24 protein-coding genes are annotated in these 24,502 nt (G+C 48.9%); 14 read left to right on the forward strand and 10 right to left on the reverse strand.

Annotated elements, in window-relative coordinates; translation table 11 throughout:
• The 13 genes from hutH to W04_RS00400 all read left to right on the forward strand — a co-directional run bounded on the left by hutH (nt 1) and on the right by W04_RS00400 (nt 13,696).
• On the forward strand, nt 1-1,545 hold the full coding sequence (gene hutH, locus W04_RS00340; RefSeq protein WP_053909351.1) for a histidine ammonia-lyase: 1,545 nt from the start codon (nt 1-3) through the stop codon (nt 1,543-1,545).
• Entirely contained in the window at nt 1,538-1,966 is a 429-nt protein-coding gene (locus W04_RS00345; protein ID WP_053909352.1) for a thioesterase family protein, read from the forward strand. The genes hutH and W04_RS00345 overlap by 8 nt, the downstream gene beginning before the upstream one ends.
• Nucleotides 1,963-2,487 carry a hypothetical protein gene (locus W04_RS00350; protein ID WP_053909353.1) on the forward strand — a complete coding sequence of 175 codons (525 nt, stop codon included), beginning with the start codon at nt 1,963-1,965 and terminating at the stop codon, nt 2,485-2,487. Before W04_RS00345 ends, W04_RS00350 begins: the two co-directional genes overlap by 4 nt.
• A complete protein-coding gene (locus tag W04_RS00355) occupies nt 2,484-4,730 on the forward strand; it encodes a hypothetical protein (protein ID WP_053909354.1) in 2,247 nt (748 codons plus the stop codon). The genes W04_RS00350 and W04_RS00355 overlap by 4 nt, the downstream gene beginning before the upstream one ends.
• Nucleotides 4,714-5,964 carry an NAD(P)/FAD-dependent oxidoreductase gene (locus tag W04_RS00360; protein WP_053909355.1) on the forward strand — a complete coding sequence of 417 codons (1,251 nt, stop codon included), beginning with the start codon at nt 4,714-4,716 and terminating at the stop codon, nt 5,962-5,964. Before W04_RS00355 ends, W04_RS00360 begins: the two co-directional genes overlap by 17 nt.
• Nucleotides 5,964-6,521, forward strand: a complete 558-nt coding sequence (locus W04_RS00365; RefSeq protein WP_053909356.1) for a DUF3261 domain-containing protein — start codon at nt 5,964-5,966, stop codon at nt 6,519-6,521. Before W04_RS00360 ends, W04_RS00365 begins: the two co-directional genes overlap by 1 nt.
• Nucleotides 6,518-7,693, forward strand: a complete 1,176-nt coding sequence (locus W04_RS00370; protein WP_053909357.1) for a beta-ketoacyl-ACP synthase — start codon at nt 6,518-6,520, stop codon at nt 7,691-7,693. Before W04_RS00365 ends, W04_RS00370 begins: the two co-directional genes overlap by 4 nt.
• On the forward strand, nt 7,690-8,151 hold the full coding sequence (locus W04_RS00375) for a hotdog family protein (protein ID WP_306341142.1): 462 nt from the start codon (nt 7,690-7,692) through the stop codon (nt 8,149-8,151). The genes W04_RS00370 and W04_RS00375 overlap by 4 nt, the downstream gene beginning before the upstream one ends.
• Nucleotides 8,148-8,873 (forward strand): 3-ketoacyl-ACP reductase FabG2, encoded by a 726-nt coding sequence (locus W04_RS00380; protein WP_022943861.1) that lies wholly within the window; start codon nt 8,148-8,150, stop codon nt 8,871-8,873. Before W04_RS00375 ends, W04_RS00380 begins: the two co-directional genes overlap by 4 nt.
• Complete coding sequence (locus W04_RS00385) at nt 8,873-10,093, forward strand: beta-ketoacyl-ACP synthase (protein WP_053909358.1); 1,221 nt, start codon at nt 8,873-8,875, stop codon at nt 10,091-10,093. Before W04_RS00380 ends, W04_RS00385 begins: the two co-directional genes overlap by 1 nt.
• Entirely contained in the window at nt 10,090-10,899 is an 810-nt protein-coding gene (locus W04_RS00390) for a MipA/OmpV family protein (RefSeq protein ID WP_053909359.1), read from the forward strand. Before W04_RS00385 ends, W04_RS00390 begins: the two co-directional genes overlap by 4 nt.
• 3 nt (nt 10,900-10,902) lie before the next feature.
• Complete coding sequence (locus tag W04_RS00395; protein ID WP_022943864.1) at nt 10,903-11,331, forward strand: excinuclease ABC subunit A; 429 nt, start codon at nt 10,903-10,905, stop codon at nt 11,329-11,331.
• Between the two features lie 139 nt (nt 11,332-11,470).
• On the forward strand, nt 11,471-13,696 hold the full coding sequence (locus W04_RS00400) for a carbohydrate binding family 9 domain-containing protein (protein ID WP_053909360.1): 2,226 nt from the start codon (nt 11,471-11,473) through the stop codon (nt 13,694-13,696).
• On the opposite strand, the gene W04_RS00405 is transcribed toward W04_RS00400, so the two are convergent.
• From W04_RS00405 to W04_RS00450, 9 genes are all read right to left on the reverse strand, one after another.
• Nucleotides 13,693-15,051 (reverse strand): DUF2254 domain-containing protein, encoded by a 1,359-nt coding sequence (locus tag W04_RS00405; protein ID WP_138508281.1) that lies wholly within the window; start codon nt 15,049-15,051, stop codon nt 13,693-13,695. The two genes, W04_RS00400 and W04_RS00405, sit on opposite strands and share 4 nt — an antisense overlap.
• Nucleotides 15,052-15,531: 480 nt before the next feature.
• The gene (locus tag W04_RS00410) at nt 15,532-15,921 is read right to left on the reverse strand and encodes a hypothetical protein (RefSeq protein WP_053909362.1); all 390 of its coding nucleotides are present in this window, start codon (nt 15,919-15,921) and stop codon (nt 15,532-15,534) included.
• Entirely contained in the window at nt 15,918-16,421 is a 504-nt protein-coding gene (locus tag W04_RS19195) for a peptidoglycan recognition family protein (RefSeq protein ID WP_197275934.1), read from the reverse strand. Before W04_RS19195 ends, W04_RS00410 begins: the two co-directional genes overlap by 4 nt.
• Nucleotides 16,422-16,649: 228 nt before the next feature.
• Nucleotides 16,650-17,117 (reverse strand): hypothetical protein, encoded by a 468-nt coding sequence (locus W04_RS00415; protein ID WP_157576175.1) that lies wholly within the window; start codon nt 17,115-17,117, stop codon nt 16,650-16,652.
• A 739-nt stretch (nt 17,118-17,856) separates the two neighbouring features.
• The gene (locus W04_RS00425; RefSeq protein WP_053909365.1) at nt 17,857-18,552 is read right to left on the reverse strand and encodes a hypothetical protein; all 696 of its coding nucleotides are present in this window, start codon (nt 18,550-18,552) and stop codon (nt 17,857-17,859) included.
• A 177-nt stretch (nt 18,553-18,729) separates the two neighbouring features.
• On the reverse strand, nt 18,730-20,319 hold the full coding sequence (locus tag W04_RS00430) for an AbgT family transporter (RefSeq protein ID WP_053909366.1): 1,590 nt from the start codon (nt 20,317-20,319) through the stop codon (nt 18,730-18,732).
• Nucleotides 20,320-20,519: 200 nt separating this feature from the next.
• Nucleotides 20,520-21,989, reverse strand: a complete 1,470-nt coding sequence (locus W04_RS00440; protein ID WP_053909368.1) for an FAD-binding domain-containing protein — start codon at nt 21,987-21,989, stop codon at nt 20,520-20,522.
• On the reverse strand, nt 21,982-22,287 hold the full coding sequence (locus tag W04_RS00445) for a hypothetical protein (protein WP_022943875.1): 306 nt from the start codon (nt 22,285-22,287) through the stop codon (nt 21,982-21,984). Before W04_RS00445 ends, W04_RS00440 begins: the two co-directional genes overlap by 8 nt.
• A gap of 49 nt (nt 22,288-22,336) precedes the next feature.
• Nucleotides 22,337-22,594 (reverse strand): DUF3081 domain-containing protein, encoded by a 258-nt coding sequence (locus tag W04_RS00450; protein ID WP_022943876.1) that lies wholly within the window; start codon nt 22,592-22,594, stop codon nt 22,337-22,339.
• A 92-nt stretch (nt 22,595-22,686) separates the two neighbouring features.
• Here W04_RS00450 and W04_RS00455 point away from each other — a divergent pair, with 92 nt between their 5' ends.
• Entirely contained in the window at nt 22,687-23,667 is a 981-nt protein-coding gene (locus W04_RS00455; protein ID WP_053909369.1) for an MBL fold metallo-hydrolase, read from the forward strand.
• On the opposite strand, the gene W04_RS00460 is transcribed toward W04_RS00455, so the two are convergent.
• Complete coding sequence (locus W04_RS00460; RefSeq protein ID WP_053909370.1) at nt 23,651-24,469, reverse strand: helix-turn-helix domain-containing protein; 819 nt, start codon at nt 24,467-24,469, stop codon at nt 23,651-23,653. The two genes, W04_RS00455 and W04_RS00460, sit on opposite strands and share 17 nt — an antisense overlap.
• Between the last annotated feature and the right edge of the window lie 33 nt (nt 24,470-24,502).

Below are 24,502 nucleotides of genomic sequence, written 5' to 3' on the forward strand. Positions count from 1 at the left end.
GTGTCTAGCCGTCAAACGATTCATTTCGGCGAAAAGCCGCTGCGCATTGAAGATATTGTCGCCTTTGCCCATGCTTCAGTGAATGCAGAGATCAGCACCTCAGCGCATCTGCAGCGCAAGATTGATGCAGGGGTTGCGTTTTTAGATCAACTTCTGGAAAAAGAAGGCGTCATTTACGGGGTGACCACCGGCTATGGCGACTCGGTGACCGTAGATATTCCTCTGGATTTGGTCAAAGAGCTGCCGCTACATTTAACTCGCTTTCATGGCTGCGGCTTAGGCGCACACTTCAGTGCTGCGCAAACGCGGGCGATTCTCGCGACCCGTTTAGCATCACTGACGCAAGGCTACTCAGGTGTGAGTTGGGAGCTGTTGCACTTACTGCGTGATATGATTAACCACGACATTTTACCGCTTATCCCGCAAGAGGGGTCGGTGGGGGCCAGTGGCGATTTAACGCCTTTGTCTTACGTGGCCGGTGCTTTAGTTGGTGAGCGTGAGGTACGCTTTAACGAGCAAGTAATGAGCGCCCAAGAAGCATTTGCACAAAGTGGCTTAACGGCGATTACGCTGCGCCCTAAGGAGGGCTTAGCGATGATGAATGGCACAGCGGTGATGACCGCAGTGGCCTGCCTTGCCTTTGAGCGTGCCCGTTATGCCGTAAAGCTAGCTACTCGTATTACCGCCTTGAGCTCTATTGCCCTTAAAGGCAATAGCCATCACTTTGATGAGATTCTGTTCTCGGTGAAACCGCACAGCGGCCAACAGCAAGTGGCAAAGTGGATCCGTGACGATCTCAACCACTATAGCCATCCCCGCAATGCCGACCGCTTGCAAGATAGATACTCTATTCGCTGCGCACCACATATTATTGGCGTGTTGGCCGATAGCTTGCCGTGGTTCCGGCAGTTTATTGAAAATGAGCTGAACTCTGCGAACGATAACCCCATTATCGATGGTGAAGGGGAGCATGTGCTGCATGGCGGGCATTTCTATGGCGGCCATATCGCCATGGCTATGGACAGCATGAAAAATGCGGTGGCTAATTTAGCCGACCTTGCCGACCGGCAAATAGCGTCCTTGGTGGACACCCGTTATAACAACGGCTTGCCCAGTAATCTCAGTGATGCCCAACAGCAGCGCCGCTATATTAACCATGGCTTTAAAGCAGTGCAGATTGGCGCTTCCGCGTTTACCGCCGAGGCGTTAAAGTTAACCATGCCGGCGAGTGTTTTTTCCCGCTCCACCGAATGTCACAATCAGGATAAGGTGAGTATGGGCACTATTGCCGCTAGAGATTGTCTGCGGGTGTTGGAGTTGACCGAGCAAGTGTTAGCATGCACGTTGTTGGCGGCAGTGCAAGGTCTGCGGCTGCGTATTCAGCGCGGCGAGTTGCAACAAAGCGCGCTCAGCGAAGACATAGCTAGCATGTACCAAGACATCAGTGGCTATTTTGCTAATCTCGAAGAAGACCGGCCACTGGAGAACACCCTGCGGCAAACCGTAGAGTACATTCAAAACCAGCGTTGGACCCTTTATGAATAATAAAAATACGCTATTGAGCGCAGCCGTTGATATTGAGATCCCATTTCACGATTGCGACCCAATGCAAATCGTTTGGCATGGCAATTATGCCCGCTACCTTGAGGTTGCGCGTTGTGAGTTGTTGCGCAAGTTCGATTACGACTATTTGCAAATGCGCGATTCTGGTTATGATTGGCCTATTGTCGATATGCGTATTAAGTACGTAGGCTCGGCCTCTTTTACGCAGCGCATTCGTGTAGAGGCTTACCTAAAAGAATATGAAACACGGCTGAAGATTGACTATGTGATCTTCGACAGTGCCTCGAATAAGCGCCTCACTAAGGCCTATACCGTGCAAGTGGCGGTTGATAGAGCCACTCAAGAGATGCAATTTGTGTCGCCACGTATTATCGGTGACAAGCTAGCGCAGGTGCTATCGTGAGTAAGTGGCTATCGGTGTTGATGATGCTGTGCTCCTTTATGGCTGCGGCGCAGCAAGGGGAGTTTGAGCAACATAAGCACTTCGCTGGCTTTGATAACGCCTTTGTCAGCACCGGCAGTTATCGTCTTACGGCGCAGCAACTTTGGTGGCACACCCAAACGCCGATAGAAAATGTATTGCGTATCGATAGTGAGGGCGTGTTCGAGCGCCAAGGTGAGGGGCAGTTTGTTAAACAGGCGCAAAGTGGCGCTTATAGCTCCTTATTACAGGCACTATTACAGCAGGACCCGCAGCAACTGGCGCAGTTTTTTATTAGCGAACCTGCGACCCGGCCCGAGCCGATTGCCGCCAAGCCTTGGTCATGCCTTAAACTGTTGGCGCAAAGCCAAGAGTTAAAAAGCCTGTTCACGCATCTTGTCAGTTGCCAAGACAACCAACAGCAGGTGCGTTTTATTGGCTTGTATGAGCGAAAAGGCACCAGCACTGAAATCATCCTTACCCCTAATGGAGCGACGCAGTGAGCAGCTGGGCAAGGTCTGTAGGTATCGTACTTTGGCCCATCTTGCTGCTACTTTGCACAGTAGCGGTGTGGACACTGAAAGAAGTGCGTATCAGTGCTGATATGATGGCGTTATTGGAGCGCCAGCCCACTCAAGCCCTCGATGCGCAGTTTTATAGTGCGCAACAGCAGCTATCAAGTACGGCGCAAAACCAGTTGGTGTTTTCCTTCAGTGGCAAAACAGCGGTCAATGCTTATCATGAGCTGGCGCAGCAACTGCAACAACACCCGTCGCTTAAGGTTAAGTTGCAACCGACACTTAAGCGTATCGCCGAATTCTACCAGCCTTATCGTGGCGCGCTCATGAGCGAGGGCTATCAACAAGCGCTGCGCTCACCCACGGCCTTTAGTCACTATGCCCAGCGGCAACTATCGCAGACGGCCTCACCTTGGTTATCAAGCAGTATCAGTGATGACCCATCCTTAGCAACCTTTAGCTTTTTAGACACCTTTGCAACAGGTCAGCAATTAGGGCTCGTCGATGGTAAGTTGCAATGGCGCCAAGGAGATAAGCCTCCCGTTTGGCTGCTGGTCAGTGAGGTGGCGACGACAGCAACTATATGGCAAAACAATGCCCTGGCAGCGGAGCTTGTAAACGCGGTTCGTGCGCTTCGCCAAGCCCACCCAGAAACCGAGATTGAATACTCTGGAGTGCTATTTCATAACAGTGAAAACGCGGAACAAGCGCAATGGGAGATGAATCGCTTCGGCTTGGCGAGCCTGGTGTTACTCGCTGTTTTTGTGTTGCTCGCCATACGCGGCGTTTGGCCACTGTGGGTGAGTTTATTAACCGTAAGCAGCGCCGTGCTGGCAGGCGCGCTAGCGCTTTTATTGCTGCGCCAACAACTGCATGTGCTGAGTTTAGTGTTCGCCACGACGTTAATTGGTGTCGCTATAGATTACGCGTTGCATGCGCTGAGCGACCGAGCCAAAAAAAGCAATAGCTACAGCGCAGCACTGAAACGCGGATTATTGCTTGCACTTGGCTCGACAGCACTCGGCTATGCCTGCTTTTTCACCGCGCCGATGAGCTTATTGCAAGATGTCGCTATTTTTATTGTCGCTGGATTGTGCGGCGCTTGGTTTTTCGTGCGCTTTGTGGTGATCCGTGCCCAGCAACCTACGCAATTACGCCCCCTGGCACTGAGTACCGCCGATTACGCATTAACCTTGTTTGCTCGACTGCGCCAGCGCAAAGGCGTTATCGCTTTGACACTTGCGGGTGTGAGTGGCCTGTTGCTGAGTGTGCAATGGCCGCAAGTCAACGATTCTATCGCCAGCTTTAATGCAAGCTCAGCGCAGCTTATGCAAGCGCAAAAGCGCCATCACGTGTACTTAAATGGTGATGGGCCAACGTTTCAGGTGCTAGTGCGAGGCGAAAGCATCGAGCAGTTATTAATAAACGAAGAGCGCGTGCGCAGTTTTGTGCAACTGCATCAAGGGCGATTTCAGGGTCTCAGCGTGGCCCTGCCTAGCCAGCAAAGCCAACAACAGGCTTTAACTCTTTATCGCCAGGCGCAGCAGCAGGGCCGGTTTAGCTTTTTGGCGCAATTACGCGGCGCCGCGCTACCAGCGGATGCCAATACCCTGTTGAGCTATGAGCAGTTTGCTCAAGGGCCATTGGCCGATGCATTTCTTGCGCCTATCAAACAAGGCCCATATTTTTATTCATTGAGCACCGTCAGCGCGCTTGAACATGCCTCGCTGAGCGGTTATCTGGCAGAGTTTGAAGATATGCAGTTGGTGGATGTGCCCGGCCAGCTGAGCGCCATGTTAGCGCACTTTCATCACAGTATTCATTGGGCTTTAGCGCTCGCAGTCCTGGCCATAGCCATTGTATTTATAGCATTTTTTGGCCTGCGCAGAGGGGCTGCCATGGTTGCTTGGTTGGCACTCAGCGCGTTGCTGGTGGTAACCCTTATTGCGGTCGTTATGCCACTGTCGGTATTTCATACCTTGGGGCTTATCTTAGTGTTAGCGTTAGCTGTTGATTATTTTATTTTTTATCAGCAATCAGGGCGCCAGCCGACCACCTTTGTTGCCATTAGCTTGTCAGCGTTGTCGTCCTTGGCGGTATTCGCGATGTTAGTGTTTTCGAATACCCCCGCTATCAGCCAATTTGGTGCTGCCGTGCTGATCGGGCTTATTGTTGTTTACTGGGTAGCGCCACTAAGTATTGAGAATAAAAATGATAAATCAGACTGAACAGACGGACGTTGTGGTCATCGGTGCTGGTCCCTCTGGGGCGTTAGTCAGTGCCTTATTGCGCCAGCGTGGTTGGCACGTGGTGGTGCTTGAAGGTCAGCATTTTCCGCGCTTTTCCATTGGCGAGAGCCTACTGCCGCAATGCATGGCCTACCTTAGCGAAGCCGGCATGGACGAGGTCGTGGACAAGCATGCCGAAGAGCTGGGTTTTCAGTTTAAAAATGGCGCCGCGTTTCATTATCAAGGAACGGATACCGCTATCGACTTTACCGACAAGTTCTCTGCAGGGCGTGGCACCACTTATCAAGTAAAACGTGCAGCGTTTGACAAGCTACTCGCCGATACCGCACAAGCCCAGGGGGTGGAGATTCGCTACGGCCATCGCGTTGAAGCGCTGCAAGAACATGAAGAACATATCGAACTGTCTGTGGCCAGCGAACAGCAACGCTACCGGCTGCAAGCGCGATTTGTGCTCGACGCCAGTGGTTTTGGCCGGGTGTTGCCGCGCTTACTTGACCTAGAGCGCCGCTCTAGTTTGCCCACAAGAACGGCCTATTTCTGTCATATCAACGACCATATCAGCGCCGCAAATTTTGATAGAAACAAAATTTTAATTTCCGTGCACCCGCAGCATCGCGACATCTGGTATTGGCTTATCCCTTTCGCCGATGGTAGCGCCAGCTTAGGAGTGGTGGGTGAGCCCGAGTACTTTGACGAGGCCCTCAGTGGGCAACAAAACTTATGGCGCCTGGTAGGCCAAGAGCCGAATCTAGCGGCGTTGCTTGACTCGGCGCAGGCAATTACTGATACCCAGCGCTTAGGCGGCTATTCTGCGGATGTCAGTCGCTTGTATGGCAAGCGCTATGCGTTATTGGGGAACGCCGGGGAGTTTCTTGATCCGGTGTTTTCATCCGGGGTGACGATTGCGTTGAAATCGGCGTCATTGGCAGCGCCGGTTGTCGATGGCTTTTTGCGTGGCGAAAAAGTGGATTTTGACAAAGACTTCGCCCAACCACTTAAACAAGGGGTAGAGTGCTTTAAAACCTTTGTCCTCGCTTGGTACGATGGCCGCTTTCAGGATGTTATTTTTTACCCACAGCAACGCAGTGATGTGCGGCGTATGATCAGCGCCATTTTGGCAGGCTATGCCTGGGATGAAAGTAATCCCTATGTGGCACAAAGTGAGCGCCGTCTTGATGTGCTTGCGACCCTGTGTAACATGGAAGCTCAATAATGCGGGCTGTATGGATAATTATTGTCACCGTGTTATCGGCCTGTACTACGGTGCCAGAGCGCAACGCCAAAAGCGTTGACTTAGCCTCTGGGGTGAGCTTCGATATGGGTGTTGCCCCGCCGTTATTACATCAGCAACAGTGGCAAAAAAAGCTGACTTTTTCTCGGGCTGAGCGCAGTGCTACACTACTGAGCCAGCTGGCCGTCAATCAAAATGGTGAGCTGCGCTTAGTGTTAACCTCGGGGGCAGGTATCCCGCTGTTGTCTATGGCCTATAGTGATGATGAAAAAATCAGCGTGAGCACTCAGCTAGCCACGCTGCCGATTGATCCGGAGTACATTTTGGCCGATGTGCAGTTGGTGCATTGGCCGATGCAGCAACTCAAGGGGCAGTTAAGGGGGGCGCAAATACAGGAATTCCAGCGCGGCGCGACCCGAGTGAGGGAAATTAAACGTGCACACACGCTATTACTGCGCATAGAGTACCAAGGCGCCACAACAACGTTAACTAATTATATGCACCAATACCAAATTATATTTACCGAGGTGGGGTTATGAACGCCTGGTTAAACGACCTCGCGCTTGTCAGCGCATTAGGAGCGGATACCAGCGCCCATCTCGATGCCCTGAGCGGCGAACAGCGCAGCGGTTTGGCTCAAGTCGCTGGGTTAGATAATGAGGGCATGACCCCCTACTTAGGCCAGGTCGCCAATTTGCCCCTTGATAGCACCGGGCGCAATAACGCCATGATTGACCTTGCTTTGGCGCAACTAACTAATACCTTAGATAAGCTGCGCAGCCGCGTAGCAGCGCATCGTATTGCTGTAATCATCGGCACCAGCACCGCTGATATTTATGATGGTGAGCGTGCTCGAGCACAGCAAGCCCGCCATGGTAGTTGGCCAAAGCACTATCACTACCACCAGCAATCATTGGATGCCCCCGCGCAGTATATTCGCGATAAGCTTGCCTTACAGGGGCCATGCTACAGTATTTCCACCGCCTGTAGTTCTAGCAGTAAAGCACTGAGCAGCGCCAAAGCAATGTTACAAGCAGGGCTGGCCGATGCCGTTATCTGTGGCGGCGCTGACAGCTTGTGTCAATTGACCGTCAATGGCTTTAAAGCACTGGCATCGACCAGCGCCGGGATTTGCCAGCCTTTTGCTCAGCAGCGTGATGGCATCAATATTGGCGAAGGTGTGGGCTTATTCATTATGACTCGCTCAGCGGATTTTGGCTCAGCGCGCTGTGCGTTATTAGGCTGTGGCAGTAGCTCCGATGCGTACCATATGTCTGCACCCGAGCCACAAGGTCAAGGTGCCATAGCGGCAATGCACCAGGCGTTGGCCGAGGCGGCTGTGACAGCCACAGATATTGATTACATCAACGCCCACGGTACTGCAACGGTAAAAAATGATGCCATGGAAGCACGGGCCATTGCCGATGTCATCGGCGCGCAAACGCCGGTAAGTTCCTCGAAGCATCTTACCGGCCATACCTTGGGTGCCGCCGGCGCAATAGAGGCTGGATTATGTTGGCTGCTGATAGAGCAGCAACGTTTAGGGAAGACCCTAACGCTGCCATATCATAGCGGCTACGCCCTTGATGCCTCCTTGGCGACGATTAATCTTGTACAACAACCCACTCGGGAACGGCCGAAAACATGTATGAGTAACTCTTTTGCTTTTGGCGGCAATAACGCCAGTATCATTATTGGAGAAATAGCGTGATCAACAACCATCGACCTATAAGCGAATTGCTGGCGCATCGCCCCCCCATGGTGTTGATTGATGAGCTGATTTCGTTTGATAGTGACAGCGCCCATTGCCAAGTGACCATTACCCCAGACAGTGCTTTTTACCAGCGTGATATCAATGGGGTGCAAAGTTATATCGGCAGCGAATATATGGCGCAGAGTATCGCCGCCTATGCCGGTGCTCACGATTGTCAGCACCAGCGTGGTGTTAAAATTGGCTTCTTATTAGGTAGTCGAAAAATCCGCTGTTTAAAGCCGGTCTTTAAGCTTGGCAGCACACTGGATATTTATGTCACGCAAGTGGTGCAGGACGAGTCCGGGCTCAGTGTTTTCGATTGCGCCATTGAATGCGATAACGAGCGTTATCTCGAAGCCAAGATTAATGTATTTCAGCCCGCCGACCCGATGAAGTTTATTAAGGAAAACCAATGAGTAGAGCGATTTTAGTCACCGGTTCAAGCCGAGGTATAGGCAAGGCCATCGCGCTGGCCCTTGCCGAGCAAGGGTTTGACATTATCTTGCATTGTCGCACCCAGCGTGAGCAAGCGCAAAAAGTCAGTGAGCAAATCCAAGCTATGGGCCGCAGTGCGCGAGTCCTGTGTTTTGATGTCACTGATAGAGACTCAGCACGCCAAAGCATAGAGCAAGATATTGCCGAACATGGTGCTTATTATGGCGTGGTGTGTAATGCCGGAGTCACGCGCGACACCGCCTTTCCGGCGATGACCGACGATGAATGGGACACGGTTATTAGCACTGGCTTAGATGGTTTTTATAATGTTGTCCGCCCGGCGGTTATGCCAATGGTCAGTGCCCGTCAGGGTGGGCGTATTATTACGTTGGCTTCTGTATCGGGCATTGCTGGCAATCGCGGCCAAGTGAATTACAGCGCCGCCAAAGCAGGGATCATCGGTGCTACAAAAGCATTAGCGCTGGAATTGGCAAAACGTAAAATCACCGTCAACTGTGTCGCTCCCGGGTTGATTGCCACGGAAATGACCGAGCAGCTCGATACCAAGGAGCTATTAAAACATGTGCCGATGCGGCGTATGGGCAATGTTGAAGAGGTCGCGGCAACGGTGTCATTTTTAGCCTCTGATCCGGCGGCGTACATTACCCGCCAAGTTATTTCAGTCAATGGTGGGTTAGTGTAATGAAACGGGTTGTGGTTACAGGGATGTCTTGTATTACGGCACTAGGGGATGACTGGCCGAGCCTGCGCAGTGCGCTAGAGAAGGGCGACAACGCCGTTAAAGTGATGGAGCAATGGCAAGATGTGGCTGATTTGAATACCAAATTAGCGGCGCCGGTGACGCACTTTCAGCGCCCTAGCCACTATAAACGTAAGATGGTGCGCTCTATGGGGCGCGTCGCATTGATGGCCACGGTGGCCACCGAGCGGGCATTGGCGCAATCAGGCTTGCTTGAGCACCCGGCGCTTACCAATGGCGATACCGGCATTGCCTATGGTTCGTCAACCGGCTCAACGCCGCCGCTTATTGCCTTCGCTGATATGATGAAATCGGGGCAGATGAGTGGGGTGACGGCAACTAGCTATATTCAGATGATGGCCCATACTGCGCCGGTTAATATTGGCGTGTTTTTTGGTATCAAAGGCCGGGTGATCACCACGAGCTCCGCCTGTACCTCGGGCTCACAAGGCATTGGCTATGCCTATGAGGCCATTAAGTTCGGTCGACAAAAAGCCATGGTTGCCGGTGGCGCCGAAGAGCTCTGTGTGACCGAGGCCGCCGTATTCGATACCTTATACGCCACCAGTTGTCGTAATGACGCACCTAAGCATACGCCTCGGCCGTTTGATAAAGACCGCGATGGGCTAGTGATAGGTGAGGGTGCCGGAACACTGATTTTAGAAGAGTACGAGCACGCCAAAGCACGTGGTGCGACTATTTATGCGGAAATCGTCGGTTTTGGTTGTAATTCCGATGGTGAGCATGTCACCCAGCCGACCAGCGATACCATGCAAACGGCGATCACTATGGCCCTTGATGATGCCCAGCTTAATGGCGAACAAATAGGCTATGTTAACGCTCACGGCACATCCACCGATCGCGGTGACATTGCCGAATCTCATGCCACCTTTAATGCCCTTGGCCGTAAACCCATTAGCTCGCTCAAAAGCTACCTAGGTCACACGTTAGGCGCGTGTGGTGCCATCGAGGCGTGGGCCAGTATCGAAATGATGCGTGAGGGGTGGTTTGCGCCTACCGTTAACCTTGAGAGTGTTGACCCACAGTGTGCACAGCTGGATTATCTGCGCCAGCCAACCAAATTACAGTGTGACTATGTCATGAGTAATAACTTTGCGTTTGGTGGCATTAACACATCCCTGATTTTTAAGCGCATGCCATGAGCGTGATAACGCGGTGCTTTGCGTTTGTTTTAGCGCTGTACAGCGCTTCGAGTGTCAGTGCAGAGCTTGAGCTTGGAGCGGGGGTATTTCATGCTAATATTCCGCTTTATATCGGTGCCCGTGAGTCAAAAAGCTACACGTTGCCAGTGCCTTATGTGCGCTATCGCTCTGAACGCTTAAACCTTGATAGGCGCAGCGCCACCGGTTACTTATGGCAGCATAATAACTGGCATTTGGATATCTCTGCCACCGCTGGAATTGCAGTAGACAGCGATGAGAGTAAAGCGCGCGATGGCATGGATGATTTGGACTGGGTGTTCGAGTTGGGCCCAGCATTGGATTATTATGTTGTCGGCCACTATAACCAACCTAGTTACTTTAAGCTTGGCGTGTTTACGCGTAAGGCACTGGCGACGGATTTCACCCGCATTGATGATATTGGCTTTAAGGCGGGACCTTATGCCCAGTGGCGGCAGCGATTGTGGCAACAAGGTGCACAAAGCATCACGTTAACCAGCCGCTTGGCAGTTAATTATGCCAGTTCACAATACGCCGACTACTTTTATGCAGTGCCAACGGCGGCCGCTAATTCACTGCGCAGCGAATACACTAGCGGTAACGGGTATGGCGGTGAAGAAGTGTCATTGGGGTTAAGCTATGACTCAAGACGCTGGTGGTTTGGCGGGTTTGTAAAGTATTATCGCATCAAGGATGCAAAGTGGCGTGATAGCCCACTGGTGGAGCGCAACCACAGTGTTGCCTTTGGCTTTGGGTTGGCATGGAAGTTCTATAACAACAGAGGATAACAAATGAAAAAATATTTATTAATGGCAGCGCTTGTGGCCGCAACATCGCACAGTGTGGCTGCTCGAGATGATATCGGCAAGTACTCTATTGCCGACTTATTAGCGACCACGAAAGCCAAGGATGCGCTATTGGATGTGCCCCTTTACTTTGCCGATCAACCACACAGCGCGGCGAAAGAGACCTTCGGTGAGGTTATGACCAATAAGAAAACCAATGCCTTTAATAAATCAGACAAAGAAGCCTGTGAATGGGTGATGCTCAGTGCGCTTAAAGCACTGCAAGAGCGCGCTCAGCGCGAAGGCATGAATGCCGTCGTGGGTATTGAGTCGTACTATAAAAAACGTGAATTTAAAAGCAGTGAACAATTTGAGTGTGGGGCTGGCTTTTTAATGGCCGGTGTGGCTCTTAAGGGCACGTTAGTTAAGCTATAAAACCGCACACAACAGCCCACGCGCTATAAATTAAAAAAGGTACAAAGTTCATCGCACAGGGGTGGTAATTTGTTTTTTGTTTGTTAACATAAAGTAAAATTACCACGCAGACAGTGGTGTAGTACCAATAAGGACGTTTATGGCGCGCTTCGTGTTATTATTGGCTGCGGGTTGCAGCCTTTTCAGCGCAACAGTTGTTGCATACCCTCCAGCAAAACAATTTGCACTGGCACACCTGCAAGAGCAAGTAAAACTCGATGGCAATCTTGACGAGCATGTGTGGAAAAATGCCACGCAAATCGCTGTTAACACTCAGAATGAGCCCCTCGAACGCGCTGCCTCCCCAGTCAATACAACCGCCTACTTATTCGATGATGGCCAATTCTTATATTTAGGCATTGATGCCAAGGACCCTAACCCCGAGGCTATTCGCGGAGCTTTGCGAGACCGAGATGAGTTATGGCAGGACGATAATGTCGGTATCATCATCGATAGCCTAAATGATGAGCGCAATGCCTTTGAGTTTTTCGTTAATGCTTATGGTGCTCAAGGCGATATTCTCGCGACCGACTTTGATACCTGGGTTGAAGACCCCAGTTGGGATGCCATTTGGTACAGCGCCGCGCAAATTCATAGCGATGGGTATGTGGTAGAAATGAAAATACCCCTGACGGTGTTAAACCTGCCAAAAACAGATGAACCCATCACCTGGGGCATTTCCATTGCACGTAATTACCCACGGGACGTGTTCTATCGCTTGTCTAATGTCGGCTTTGATCTTGATATAAAATGCAGTTTTTGCCAATTTGATAAACTCACTGGGCTTGCCAATCGCACTGAGCATCGTGATGTGTTATTTACACCGCATATCAGTGCTAGCCGCCATGATAGTAAAGAGCAGGTTCCCGGTGATTGGCAAAATGGCGATGTTGATGTTGAAGTAGGCGCCGATTTACGTTGGCGTATCAATGATGAAACCTTGCTTAATGCCACGGTTAACCCAGACTTTTCGCAGGTAGAAGCTGACGCTGTGCAGCTCGATGTAAACACCAATTTTTCATTGTATTACGCCGAAAAAAGACCGTTTTTCTTAGATGGCTCCTCGTATTTTCGCACCAACCAGCAAGAGCTATTTTACAGCCGCACCATCGCCGAGCCGGATTATGGTGTGAAAGTCACCGGCAAGCAGGGCGCGCATACCTATGCCACGTTAGTGGCCGATGATGCCAACCCCTCTGTTTTATTGCCGGGTAATCAAGGCTCATCACTGGCGCAACTGCGAGATGATGTCACCAATGCGGTGGCGCGTTACCGTTATGACTGGGGACAGCGCAGTGGGGTAGGGGTGACGCTTACGCAGCGCCAAGGGGGAGATTATCACAATACCGTAGCAGCCCTCGATGGCACCTACGCCCTTAATGCCAGCGACTCCTTTAACTACGGACTGTCTTATGCCGATACCGATAATAGCGCGCTGTTTGTCGATAACTGGGACGTTGCTGCTAATCAGTCCGGCAAGGCAATTAGTTTGGCGCTTGAGCGTACGAAGCGTGATTACAACTTGCGCGGCGAGTATCAACAGATTGATGAAGACTATCGCGCCGATATGGGCTATCAACCTAAAGCTGATTTTCGCGAGTATGTGCTCGGTGGCGGACAAACCTGGTACGGTGACGATGGCGCCCGCATCACTAAGTGGCAATATGATTTAGAGTGGGACAAAAGCTTTGATTTAGATGGCGATTTACTTGAGCAAGAATTTGAAGGCTATCTATATGCTGAAGGGCCCTTAGTCTCTACTTACGAGCTTGGTATGTGGCATAGCGAAGAGCTTTATTACGGCGAATACTTTATCCAAAATAATGGCTATGTGCAGTTCTCTATTCGCCCGCATCAAGATTTAACCTATGTGCTTTATGCCGATTACGGTTCACGTATCGACTACAGCAATGCTCGCCTTGGTGAGGGAGCTGATATTGAAAACTCCCTGAGCTGGGATGTGAACCAACATTTGCAGCTTAAGGTGAATTACAATTACAGTGAGCTCGATGTTGATGAGCAATCCGTTTATCGTGCCCAGCAGTGGGACTTGCGACTTTACTATAAATTCAATATTCGCAGCATGCTTAAGGTCATCTGGCAGTTTGAAGATATTGACCGCAACCAACAAGCCTACCTTTACTCGCAAGTGCATAAGCGCAATCGCGATTTTGGCTCGCAGGTGGTGTATTCCTATAAAATGAATCCGCAGTCGGTATTCTATCTCGGTTATTCCGACAGCGGCTATCAAGATGACTCACTGGATGAGCTGCAACGCACTGAGCGTACATTTTTTACCAAAATCAGCTACGCTTGGCAGCTTTAGCTTTGTTGCTGCGGTGATAATGCTAAATGAACATCATCACCGCGCCGCTTCGCGACTTCATTGACACGTTCAAGCATCTCATCAATACGCTTTCGTTCATACGGGTTAGTGATGTTGTGCTCAGCATCGAATACGGTGGCTTGCACATAGCGATACAAAGCATCGACGTAAGCCTTATTACCATCGCACACAAACAGAATGTTTTTTAGCGCCTCAAGAAGGTTCACTAAAATGGTGGTGTCTTCGCGCCCGTAGTGGCGGATTGGGTCAAAGTTATCTTCTAACAAAGTAGCGACACTGGGCTCATAGAACCACAATCTAGGGGCCGTTTCTTCCTCGCTGTGCGCCAAGGTGTAATTGTGATCGGCAATGCGCAGGCGAGTGATAATTAAAATACTCAACATGTCTACCGCTTTAACAGCGGTGCCGGGGTCGTTTATCCCTGGGCTTAACGCTTTAATGGCGATTTCAGCAATTTGGCGAATGCCGTAACTGTAATGATCGCCGATATACTCTTCGATATAAAAAACACTGCACTTACAAATTTGCTCACAAAGTTCACTGTCATCGCTGATATCTTTATTCACCGCTAAGTAGGGAAAGCCTTCAACACAAAAAAAGCCAGGCTCAATCTCAACCACCAGTTCAAGGTCATGTTGTGCCAAAATTTTACTTAATTGCTGTGTATGCACACCTTTAAAATAGCCGGCTTGGGGGCTTTTTATATGATACCACTGGGTATAGTCAGGGCGTTTTTTCGCAATGTCAGGCTGCTGTGCTTGAGCGATGGCTTGCAGTTGTTGCTGAGTTTGTGAAAACAGTGTGTTAAGCACATTGTCCACTTGTATGGAGCGGGAAATAGAATGAATGAAAAATACAAATAGCGCCAAGGCGTACAGCCCGAGCATTAAGGCTATAAAGGTGCCCAGGGATGGCGGCTGGGTATCGCCATTTTCGGCGTGTATATTCATCAAGGTAACCAAGGTAAAGACAATACTGCCTAAGTACACCCCCAGCACATACTGGTGCGACTTCATGGTAATGAGCCCGGGCAATACCCGAGGCGAGAGGGTAGATGAGGCGTTGTTAAGTACCACCATCACCATAGAAAAACTAAACACCGTCAACGAGATGAGACCACCGGCGAGAATGTTAAGCACCGTTTTAGCGGTGTCTAAATCAGCAACAAACAACATCGGCCACTGTGATTTTAAGGCCATCACCAGCTCATGATATTCGATGCTCGCCAACAGCATCGCTAAACACAACAGCAAGGTGATGATAATAGCAGGGTAGAAGCCAATGCTGCTGACGATGGCCCGGTAGTGGGCCGCGAGTTTGCGAGGTGTACGCACTGAACAAGCCTCCATGGCGAATATTAAAAACTAACCCTAGCACAGTGCACCATTTGAGCCTAGATAGTCTTTGCCTTCGCTGCTGTGGATGCTTAGTAAAGATGGAAACGCCTAAACAAAGATGGAAACAACAGAATAAAGTTCGAAAGTAACCTTTAGGTAAATGATGCCTAACCACCTAATAGTCATGTCCATATTTCATTAGAGCAGTAAAAAACCTGCCGCACTATGTCGCTGGTTTTTTGTATTTAAGTTAATTAGGTCATAAGAGATCTGACGCTCAGCTATGAGTGAGGAAGTACGGTCGGTTAAACTCACTTTTGGACAGAAACACGGTAGAGTATTTATTCGGTAACGCCGCACTAAACGAACTTATATAGTGAAGTGCACTAAACGGACTTGTATAGTGAAGTTAAAACTAACTCACCGACTCAGTTCCGTTTAAGTGCCTTATTCATTTGTTGTTAACCTCTGAACGTATTAGCACAGGTTTGAAAAATTGCTACAGCAATTATTATTTTTGCAAATAAAGTTTTTTAGAACCCACCCTTTGTCATCGAAAATATAACCAGCGCCCCCAGCAAAAACTTCATATGAATAGACTTTCTTATTCATTATTAATTCCCCTGAATATTTACATGGCATAATAATTGACTCTCCATGAGCCTCTTCATTACTGACTTCCTCGGCTGTTTGGAAGTACAAATTAATTTCGCTTTCTGTCAATCGAAAGCTATCACAAAGCTCAAATCCCTGCTTGGTAATATCTACAATTTTTTCTGAAGTCAATATTTGAATTTTATTTTCATGATTAAAGGCGCAAGATGTAATAAAAAAAACAGCACCTATACAAATGATATTTTTTATCATGGAGCGACCCCAATTTTTAAGTATTGCAGCAGCTGAATTCCTTCTGCTTTCTTTTTCCTAGCAATTACACCATGTGCGTAAACATCTTTATTTAAATTTAAAGAGAACTCCTTTATTAATATATCAACTAATAGCTTCAATGATTTAAATTGTTCATTTGTTGGTCGTTCAAAGGTGTTCGTAGTTTTGTTAAATCGACCTACAACCTCAATTCCTAATGAGTCATTATTTGAAGGATAACGAAGAGGATAAGCTTTTCCTAACTCATGCCTAGATACATTTCTTACTCTTGTGGAAAATGAAAACCCTTTCTGGTGCAGTAAACTATTAACAGTTTTTAATTCTTTTGGGTCACATGATTTTTCGTCGGCACATCTAGAATATAAGATACCAACATGCCAACATACTTTTTCTAAACTAGCTGTTTGGTATATCGTTCCATCATTTGCAATTAAAAAATGAGCTTCAGTTTTTGCGCCGCTGCATAAGCATTCAGCGATGAAGTACTATAGATGTTACGTTGTTAATATTTCCGTGTTCAATAGAGTTGTATCGCTTGGCTGTTATACGTTTATCTACGATTATTCCATTTGTAACTGTTGTCATTAAATTTCCTTTTAAATTGTGTTTATAAAATATTAAAATTACAGGTTGGCTTAAAAAATAACGATTTTTATAAAAGGAACATTGTGTTTCTCACAATGTTTCCTGCCTGCGTTTTTCGTGGGCTATTTAATCTTTTTGCTAGCTGCCGTATTTAAATAGGCCAGCTCTTCTTCTGTTAGTTCAGTGAATTCGAAAGCAGAGCTTTCTGATCCACCTTCAAATACAAACAGTAAATACCTTTTCCTACCTTCTACTACTGCATTCTTACAGTTTCCACCAACTATTTGCAGAGGTACATCTTTAGTGCCTTTAAATACTTTGATAGGTATAGCTCTAAAGAAGTAGGCATCGTTTAATAAAGTGGTTTCTGAGCCAGCTTTAGATATGACAAAGCTTTCATAATCAGTCCAACGCTTCTCGACTATTGCACCCTCGAAAACAGATTCCGCATCTTTAAAGAGCTCAATAATTGACCTATTATCAACAGGACAAGAAACCACCCTAGAGCTAAATGCAAAAAGAATAAGTAATATTAAAAATCTCATAGCAGTTTTAGTAGCTAACACCCTAATAAGGACTAATAACAGCAAACTGTTTTTAGTCCTTATTTATTAGCTTGTTAGGTACACTTTGCACCCAGTTACGTTTTATAAACTTTACCGCAGTTATTACTCCTAAAGCAATGATGCCACCGTAGTAAAATGTTTGGAACGGTATTTGATATAGGACATCTAAAAGTTGCCCACTAAACCTGATGTGCTCCGCACTACCAATGTATGCGAAAAGCATGAGAACAGGAAAATAGTAATATTTACTTTTAGGGCCTAGAAAGTATGAAACTAAGATAAACACACACCCAGCAAATATCTTGGGCCATTGGCTACATACGTAAGAATTATTATTAGGAAAACAGCCATCAAAAGCAGGACTTGGGAACCAAAAAATAACGAAAAGTGCTATAGCGAGAGCTAGAATACTTTTGCCAATATTTAAGAATATGCCTGAACCATCCATGTGTACCTAACATGTTTATAGCGAGCGAATCGCGCGTTTTTCTACCACAGCGCCGCTCGCTTTTCTGAATGAATCATTTGTAACAAACTTCTTAACTAATTGCCATTACTACTAAAATGCAGTAGTTCTAGCTTTTGTCTCAGTACAAAAACAAGCGGTTGGGTCGTTTTTCTGACTATGCAAGCAATATACTTTGACGAAACAGAAAAGCAATTTTGAACGCCCGAAGTTCGCTCTTTTGAGTAATTCGCTTAAACGCGTCTTGGGCGCTTGCCTAGAGCCGTCTGTTAGATCACACCCTCCATTTTCTGTACTCTATTTTCGCCAAAGCATCATGGGGGCTGCATCGGGTGATAGTTTCGTTAACACCACCCAATCAGCTCCTTTACCAAACGCATCTTTCATATACCAATCCATACGAACAAAAATATCTTGAACGCCGTCTCGATTAAAATCTGCGCGCGCCACCTGAACGTAATACACATCCATATTGTCGACTTCGACATGAATCTGATTGTCATTCTTTTTTTCTATAAACTTAAGGCTGGCGTCATAGGCTGAAAGCGTGCCAGTGCGCCCGTCGAGCGCTTGACCACCTAAATAGGGAATCGCAGTTGCTGGAAACTGTTTAATTAGCTCATAGTCAAATGACTTAGGCCAAAAGCTTACAGCGTTTTCGGAGCTAAGATAAAATCTTTCCACTACTTCGCAGTCGATCTTTATTGACTGCCAGTAAGTATATTCTGGTGCACTAACTCGGTCCTCACCAAACAGAGCTAATTCAAGGCAGTTTGTAACAGTTACATTTTCGCCATTAACAGCAGTGAACGTCATGTCAAATTCAAAACTGTATGAGCTACCGTCGGTATGTTTTGATGCATCAAACACATCGGGGTTTATCCAGCGCGTTTGCCTTGCCTGCTCATTTTCCTTAGGCGCATGCTGGCAAGCTGACAAACAGAGCGCACACAAAGCTAATACTGAGGATGTTGTAGAATATTTAAGGTTCATCAATGTTGTCCTTATGGTTTTTTAGCGCCAGCTTGTGCTTTTAGAAAGAGGTTTTTTACGTCGCGATTTCGCTGAGCCTTTACGCAAATGCGACTGCTCTGCAATGCCGCATCACCCCATTTCTATTTCCTTATGTGGGCAAATAAAAAAAACCGGCATGGGGCCGGCTTTTCTTATTTAAGGTTGATAGTAGGTGGGCGAGCCTGGGCCTACTGGCATGCCGAGCACGAAGACCCATAAATAGAACAAACATACCCAGCCGAGGAAGAACAGCATACTGTAAGGCAGCATGGTCGCGACTAAGGTGCCAATTCCCATATTCTTTTTATATTTGGTGGCTACCGCAAGTATGAGCCCAAAATAACTCATCATCGGGGTGATAAGGTTCGTCACTGAGTCGCCAATGCGGTAGGCGGCTTGGATTGTTTCCGGGGCATAACCAATAAGCATCAGCATAGGAACGAAGATAGGCGCGGTTACTGCCCATTGCGCTGATGATGAACCGAGACTTAAGTTCACCATGGCACACATAAGAATAAAGAACACAAACACCTCAGGCCCGGTTAGATTCAGCGCTTGCAACAAGGCAGCGCCATTCACCGCCAAGATGGTCCCGAGGTTGGTCCATTTGAAGAAGGCGACAAATTGCGCAGCGAAAAACACCAGAACGATATACATGCCCATCGAGCCCATACTTTTGCTCATTGCATCAATAATATCGCGGTCATTTTTCATTGAGCCGACCACTCGGCCGTAAACAAACCCAGGAATAGCAAAGGTGATAAAAATGATCACCACAATGCCTTCTAAGAACGGGGAACCTTTCACTTCGCCGGTCTCTTGATGGCGCAAGATACCGTCATCGGGGATAATGGTGAACGCTAAAATTACACCAATAAGCACAAACGAAAGTCCTGCCCATTTGAGGCCTGTTTTTTCCTTTTTGCTCAGTTGGTCGATTTTATTCTCGCCCAAATCAATGCTGGCTTCACTGGGGTCATACTTACCCAAGCGCGGCTCAACGATTTTTTCAGTGACCCAAGTGCCTAAAATGGCAATCATGAACACCGAAACAAACATAAAGTAATAGTTGGCCTCGGCACCTACTTGGTAGTCAGGGTCAATCATTTGTGCCGCTGGGGTGGTGATCCCTGCTAACAATGGGTCAATGGTGCCCAATAAAAGGTTGGCGCTGTAGCCACCGGAAACCCCGGCAAAAGCCGCCGCTAAACCGGCCAGAGGGTGGCGTCCAAGGCTGTGGAAAATCATTGCTGCAAGGGGAATGAGTACCACATAACCGAGCTCAGATGCGGTATTTGACAATATCGCAGCAAACACCACCATAAATGTCACTAACCGTTTAGAGGCACCCATCACCATGCCACGCATGGCCGCCGACAGTAGTCCAGAGTGTTCAGCAACGCTCACCCCTAGTAAGGCCACTAATACTGTGCCTAGCGGCGCAAACCCGGTAAAGTTAGTCACTAACCCTTCAAAGATGCGGCGCAAGCCTTCGGCGCTAAATAAGCTCACGACTTCGATAACACCATCTGGATCGCGCCCTTTAGCGCCCTCAGGGCGCGGGTCTATGGCGCTGAGGCCGGCCCAGTCGGCTATGCCGCTGATAACCACAATGGCGACACAAAAAAGTGCGAACAGAGTGATAGGGTGAGGCAGCAGGTTGCCGAGAAACTCGACCGTTGCTAAAAAGCGATTAAACCACCCCTTTTGTTGTTCTGGCATGTCAGATGAGACTGCTTTACTCATACCTGTTATTGTCCTTGGAGTCACAAATGGCGCAAAAGATACCATTATTGCACGCGGCGGTCATCGTTTATCGCTCAAAGCCGAGCAGCGCGCGATGGATAGCCAAAAAAAAGCAGAGGTGGGCACCTCTGCTTGCCCGCTCAGGGGCATAATGCTTTAGGGAAAAGCAATAATTGTTACGCACCAACAGTGCTAAGGGATCAAAATAATCCCAGTTGTTTGCTTGATTTTGTTTTACTTGATGCCTTGCGTTGGCGTTTACGGGAGCCATGTTGGTGGCCCACGCGCGCCGTCTCGCGGCTATTCACATGGCGCTGATAATAATCGGCAATGCGCGCTTTCGCTTGTCGCAGGGCAATGTCCGGAAGCACACTCGGGCGCGGGTAGGTGTCATGACTGAGGCCATTGTATAACCACGGGGTATGCACATAGGCGCTCGGTACCTTGCTCAGCTCGGGCAGCCAGCGGCGAATAAAATGGCCGTGAGGGTCGTATTTTTGTCCTTGTGTCACCGGGTTATACATTCGCCACGGATTGATACCGGTGCAGCCCGATTGCATTTGCACTTGGGGATAATGAATCCCGGGTTCGTAGTCGACAAACTGCGCGGCTAAAAACGCTGCTGGTTGACGCCAATCTAACCAGAGTTGGTAACTGGCATAGGCAATAAGCATGGCGCGCATACGAAAATTAATCCAACCATAGTGATGCAAAAAACGCATGCAGGCGTCGATAAAAGGCACACCCGTTTGCCCCTGGCACCAGGCTAAAAATTGCTGCTCATCGAACTGCTCGGCGCGTAAATGAATAAGGTCGCGGTGCACTGCGTGTTCACAATAGCTCGGCTCTGACTCCAGCTTTTGCACAAAATGACTGTGCCAATGCAAACGGGCCAATACCGCGCGTTTATGGCCTGCGGCGCCTTTGATAGCCCCCAGGTTCTGAATACTTTCGCGTAGGCTGATCACGCCATAGGCGAGGTAAGGGCTTAAACGAGAGCACCGGGTGGGGGCACTGAGTACCGAGGAAATGCCGCCGCGATAGTGATGCATGCGCGTTGCTAAAAAGCTTTGCTGGGTGGCCAAGGCACAGGCGTGGGCACCATGTTGGGCACCGCTGGCAATAAGGTTATCGTTGCCCGGATAGTGATCTAGTAATGCTAAACCGTCATGATGGCCAAGCAAACTCGTTATATGTGTGGGGCTTTCTAGTTGCGGCTGCTTAAGCCAGTGCTGCGCCTTTGTTTGCCAATGATCGCGTTCTATGGCGCCACGAAATACTGCCTGTTGGCGATAGGTGGCAATGGTAATACTGCGCTCGCGACACCATGAAAACACCTGATTATCTCGGCTATACGTCCACGAATTGCCGGTTTCCTGGTGGCTATACAGGGTATGGATAGGCGCATGTTGATGGATGCGCGCTAAGATGTCGCACACCTCACCGCGACGCACTATTAACCGCCCGCCGATGCGCTCAAGTTGAGTTGCCAAGGAGCGTAATGCTTGCGCAACAAAACGAAACTGGCGCTCGCTGGTGTCGTCAAGGCACCAATATTCGGGCTCAATCACGTACAGACATAGCACCGGGCGCATGCTTTGCGCGGCAAAATGAATAGGGGCATGGTCATTAATGCGCAAATCACGCTTTAACCACACCAAGCTAATCATCCAATACCCCTTTGTAGAGCAGGGGATAACGGCGTAAGCGTTTGCCGATATAATCGTCGCGCAGCAGGGCATCGCAGATTTCGTCGACATCGCTGTGCGCGCTAAAAACCCAATCAAAACGCTCGATGGCTAGTAAAAAGCCGCGCTTAAGGTGGCGCTGCTGGCGGTAATATTCCAAATTATCTTTGATCAGTTCGAGTTTACTCGGGTCCGCTTTTAGTGCGGCGACTACTTGCTCGCTGTGGTGTTGTAATGTCTTGGGGGTCTTTCTTGGACCTCGAGGCCTGCGCACATTCATCTCCTTAAACTGCTATAAAAGGATATACGCAGGCACAGTGAGGCAGCGATCAAGCTTGTTTAGCTATCGCCTCAATTTTTTTGATGAAATCCTCTTTGTTCTTATCACTTTGGTAATCGAGGTGATAAGTGTTGTGAAAACCAAAGCGCATTAGCACACCACTTCCTTGTAGATAGACGGTATAGCCATCAACATCAGAAAATGCCGTGAGCCCCTCATAGAACTTGCCCTCGTCGGTTTGCTCACCATGCTTTTGAATATGTTCATAGACCCGCAGCAGGGTCTTACTGTCTATTTCGTTTTTCATCGCGGCTCTCACAATGTTGCTGTCGTTACTTATATTTTGGGGGTAAGGTGCGTAAAATCAACCAACCCCTTCATTTGTTCAAGGAGGCCACAATGCAGGTCCAGGTTCTCGGTAGTAGTTCGGGCACACCGACATCAACGCGCAATGTCTCAGGCTATGCGGTATTTCGAGAGGATAAAAAGCCTTGGTATTTGGTCGATTGTGGTGAAGCAACGCAGCATCAAATATTAAAAACCACGCTCAGTCTTTATCACCTTGAAGCGATATTTATTACCCATAAACATGGCGACCATTGCTATGGCTTGCCGGGACTGCTTGCCTCGGCCGGACTCAGTGGCCGCCAAGCGCCACTTACCATCATTGCCCCACAGCAGGTGCTGGATTTTGTCAGTGCCACCCTTAAGCTCAGTGATTGGCAATTGAACTTTCCCTTGCAGCTTTATGATTATGACGCCCTTGATGAGTACTCAGGCTCTTGGGCCACAGTGCGCAGCTGCGCGCTACAACACCGGGTGCCAAGTAAAGCGTATCGCTTTGACGAGCATGCCATCCCATTAAAGCTGGATATTGCACAGCTCAAGCGCCACCATATCGGCTCAGGCCGCCATTATAACCAGCTGCAACGTGGTGAAGACGTAACCTTTGAGGGCCGCACCTTAACGGCCACCCAATATACCTATCCATCGTGGCCAGCACGTAGCGTCATGGTGTGTGGCGATAATGAAAAGCCGCAATGCTTAGATCCGCTTATCGAAGGGGTTCAGCTATTGGTTCATGAGGCGACTTTTACCGCCAAAGATTTGCACAAGGTTGGGTTTCATACCGGCCACAGCGACGTTGAGCGAATTTGTGACTATGCCCAACAGCGCCAGGTGCCGAGCCTGATACTCACCCATTTCAGTGCCCGGTACGGGGGAGATGCAACGATGGCGCACATTGCTGACATTGCCACAGACAGGTATAGCGGCGCACTGTATTTGGCGGAAGATGGTTTATGTGTTGGTGTAGACAAACAGGGCCACAGTGCGTTAATACACGCTCGGTTTGCTCAACCCTTTAGGCCGGGCGATTAGCCCATTTGAGTTGTTGATAATCACGCGGGCTGAGCCCAACCACTTGTTTAAACTGACGGCTAAAGTGAGCCTGATCGGCAAAATTGAGTGCATAACTCAACTCGGTTAAAGACGTTTGGCGCTGATGTTTAATGCGCTCGCGGGCGCGGGCCACTCGTTGCAGTTTATGAATGCTGCGCAGGGAAATACCAATGTGGTGTTTGCAGTAGCGCTCGATAGTGCGCGGGGTTTTACCCAGTTGCTCGGCTAAATCGGCGGAGTTGGTGCACACCTCAATCGCGGCGCCACTGAGCACTTGTTGCTGGCGGGGTAAATGGCTGCTCAGGGTTTTAATCAGATCAAAAAATGGTTGCGCTTCACTGAATCGCGCGGCGCGGTGCAGTTGCGGGGCGGTGTCGATATCATCAATGCGAATACATTGATTCACCATTTCTGCGGCGGGTTGTCTGATGAAACTGCCCTGTGCCGCCAAATGAAAACGGGCACCGAGCAAATGAGTACCCGCTGCACAGCTCAACACCTTGCTATGCTGTTGACAACCGGTGATGTACAGCCCCGGCGTTAATAACTGCTCGCCTAAATAAGCCTGACCCTGCGTAAGTGCGAGCAAGCCCATGCGCGCGTCGGCGTGTAACAATTGCTGCGAGTAGGGCTGTTCAGCGCCGGTTCGCGCCTGCCATAACTGGGCCACACCACCTACATACAGGGCCTTTATTTGCAGGGCAAAGTCGCTTAAAGGACGATAATACTGGCTGCGCAATATGCGTGTGGGCGAGGTCATGACATTGTCGGTTTTGTTCAAGCGTTGCCTCCAGCATATTGCTAATTTAGGGCC

This window comes from Pseudoalteromonas sp. SW0106-04 (assembly GCF_001293805.1).
GTDB lineage: Bacteria > Pseudomonadota > Gammaproteobacteria > Enterobacterales > Alteromonadaceae > Pseudoalteromonas > Pseudoalteromonas ruthenica.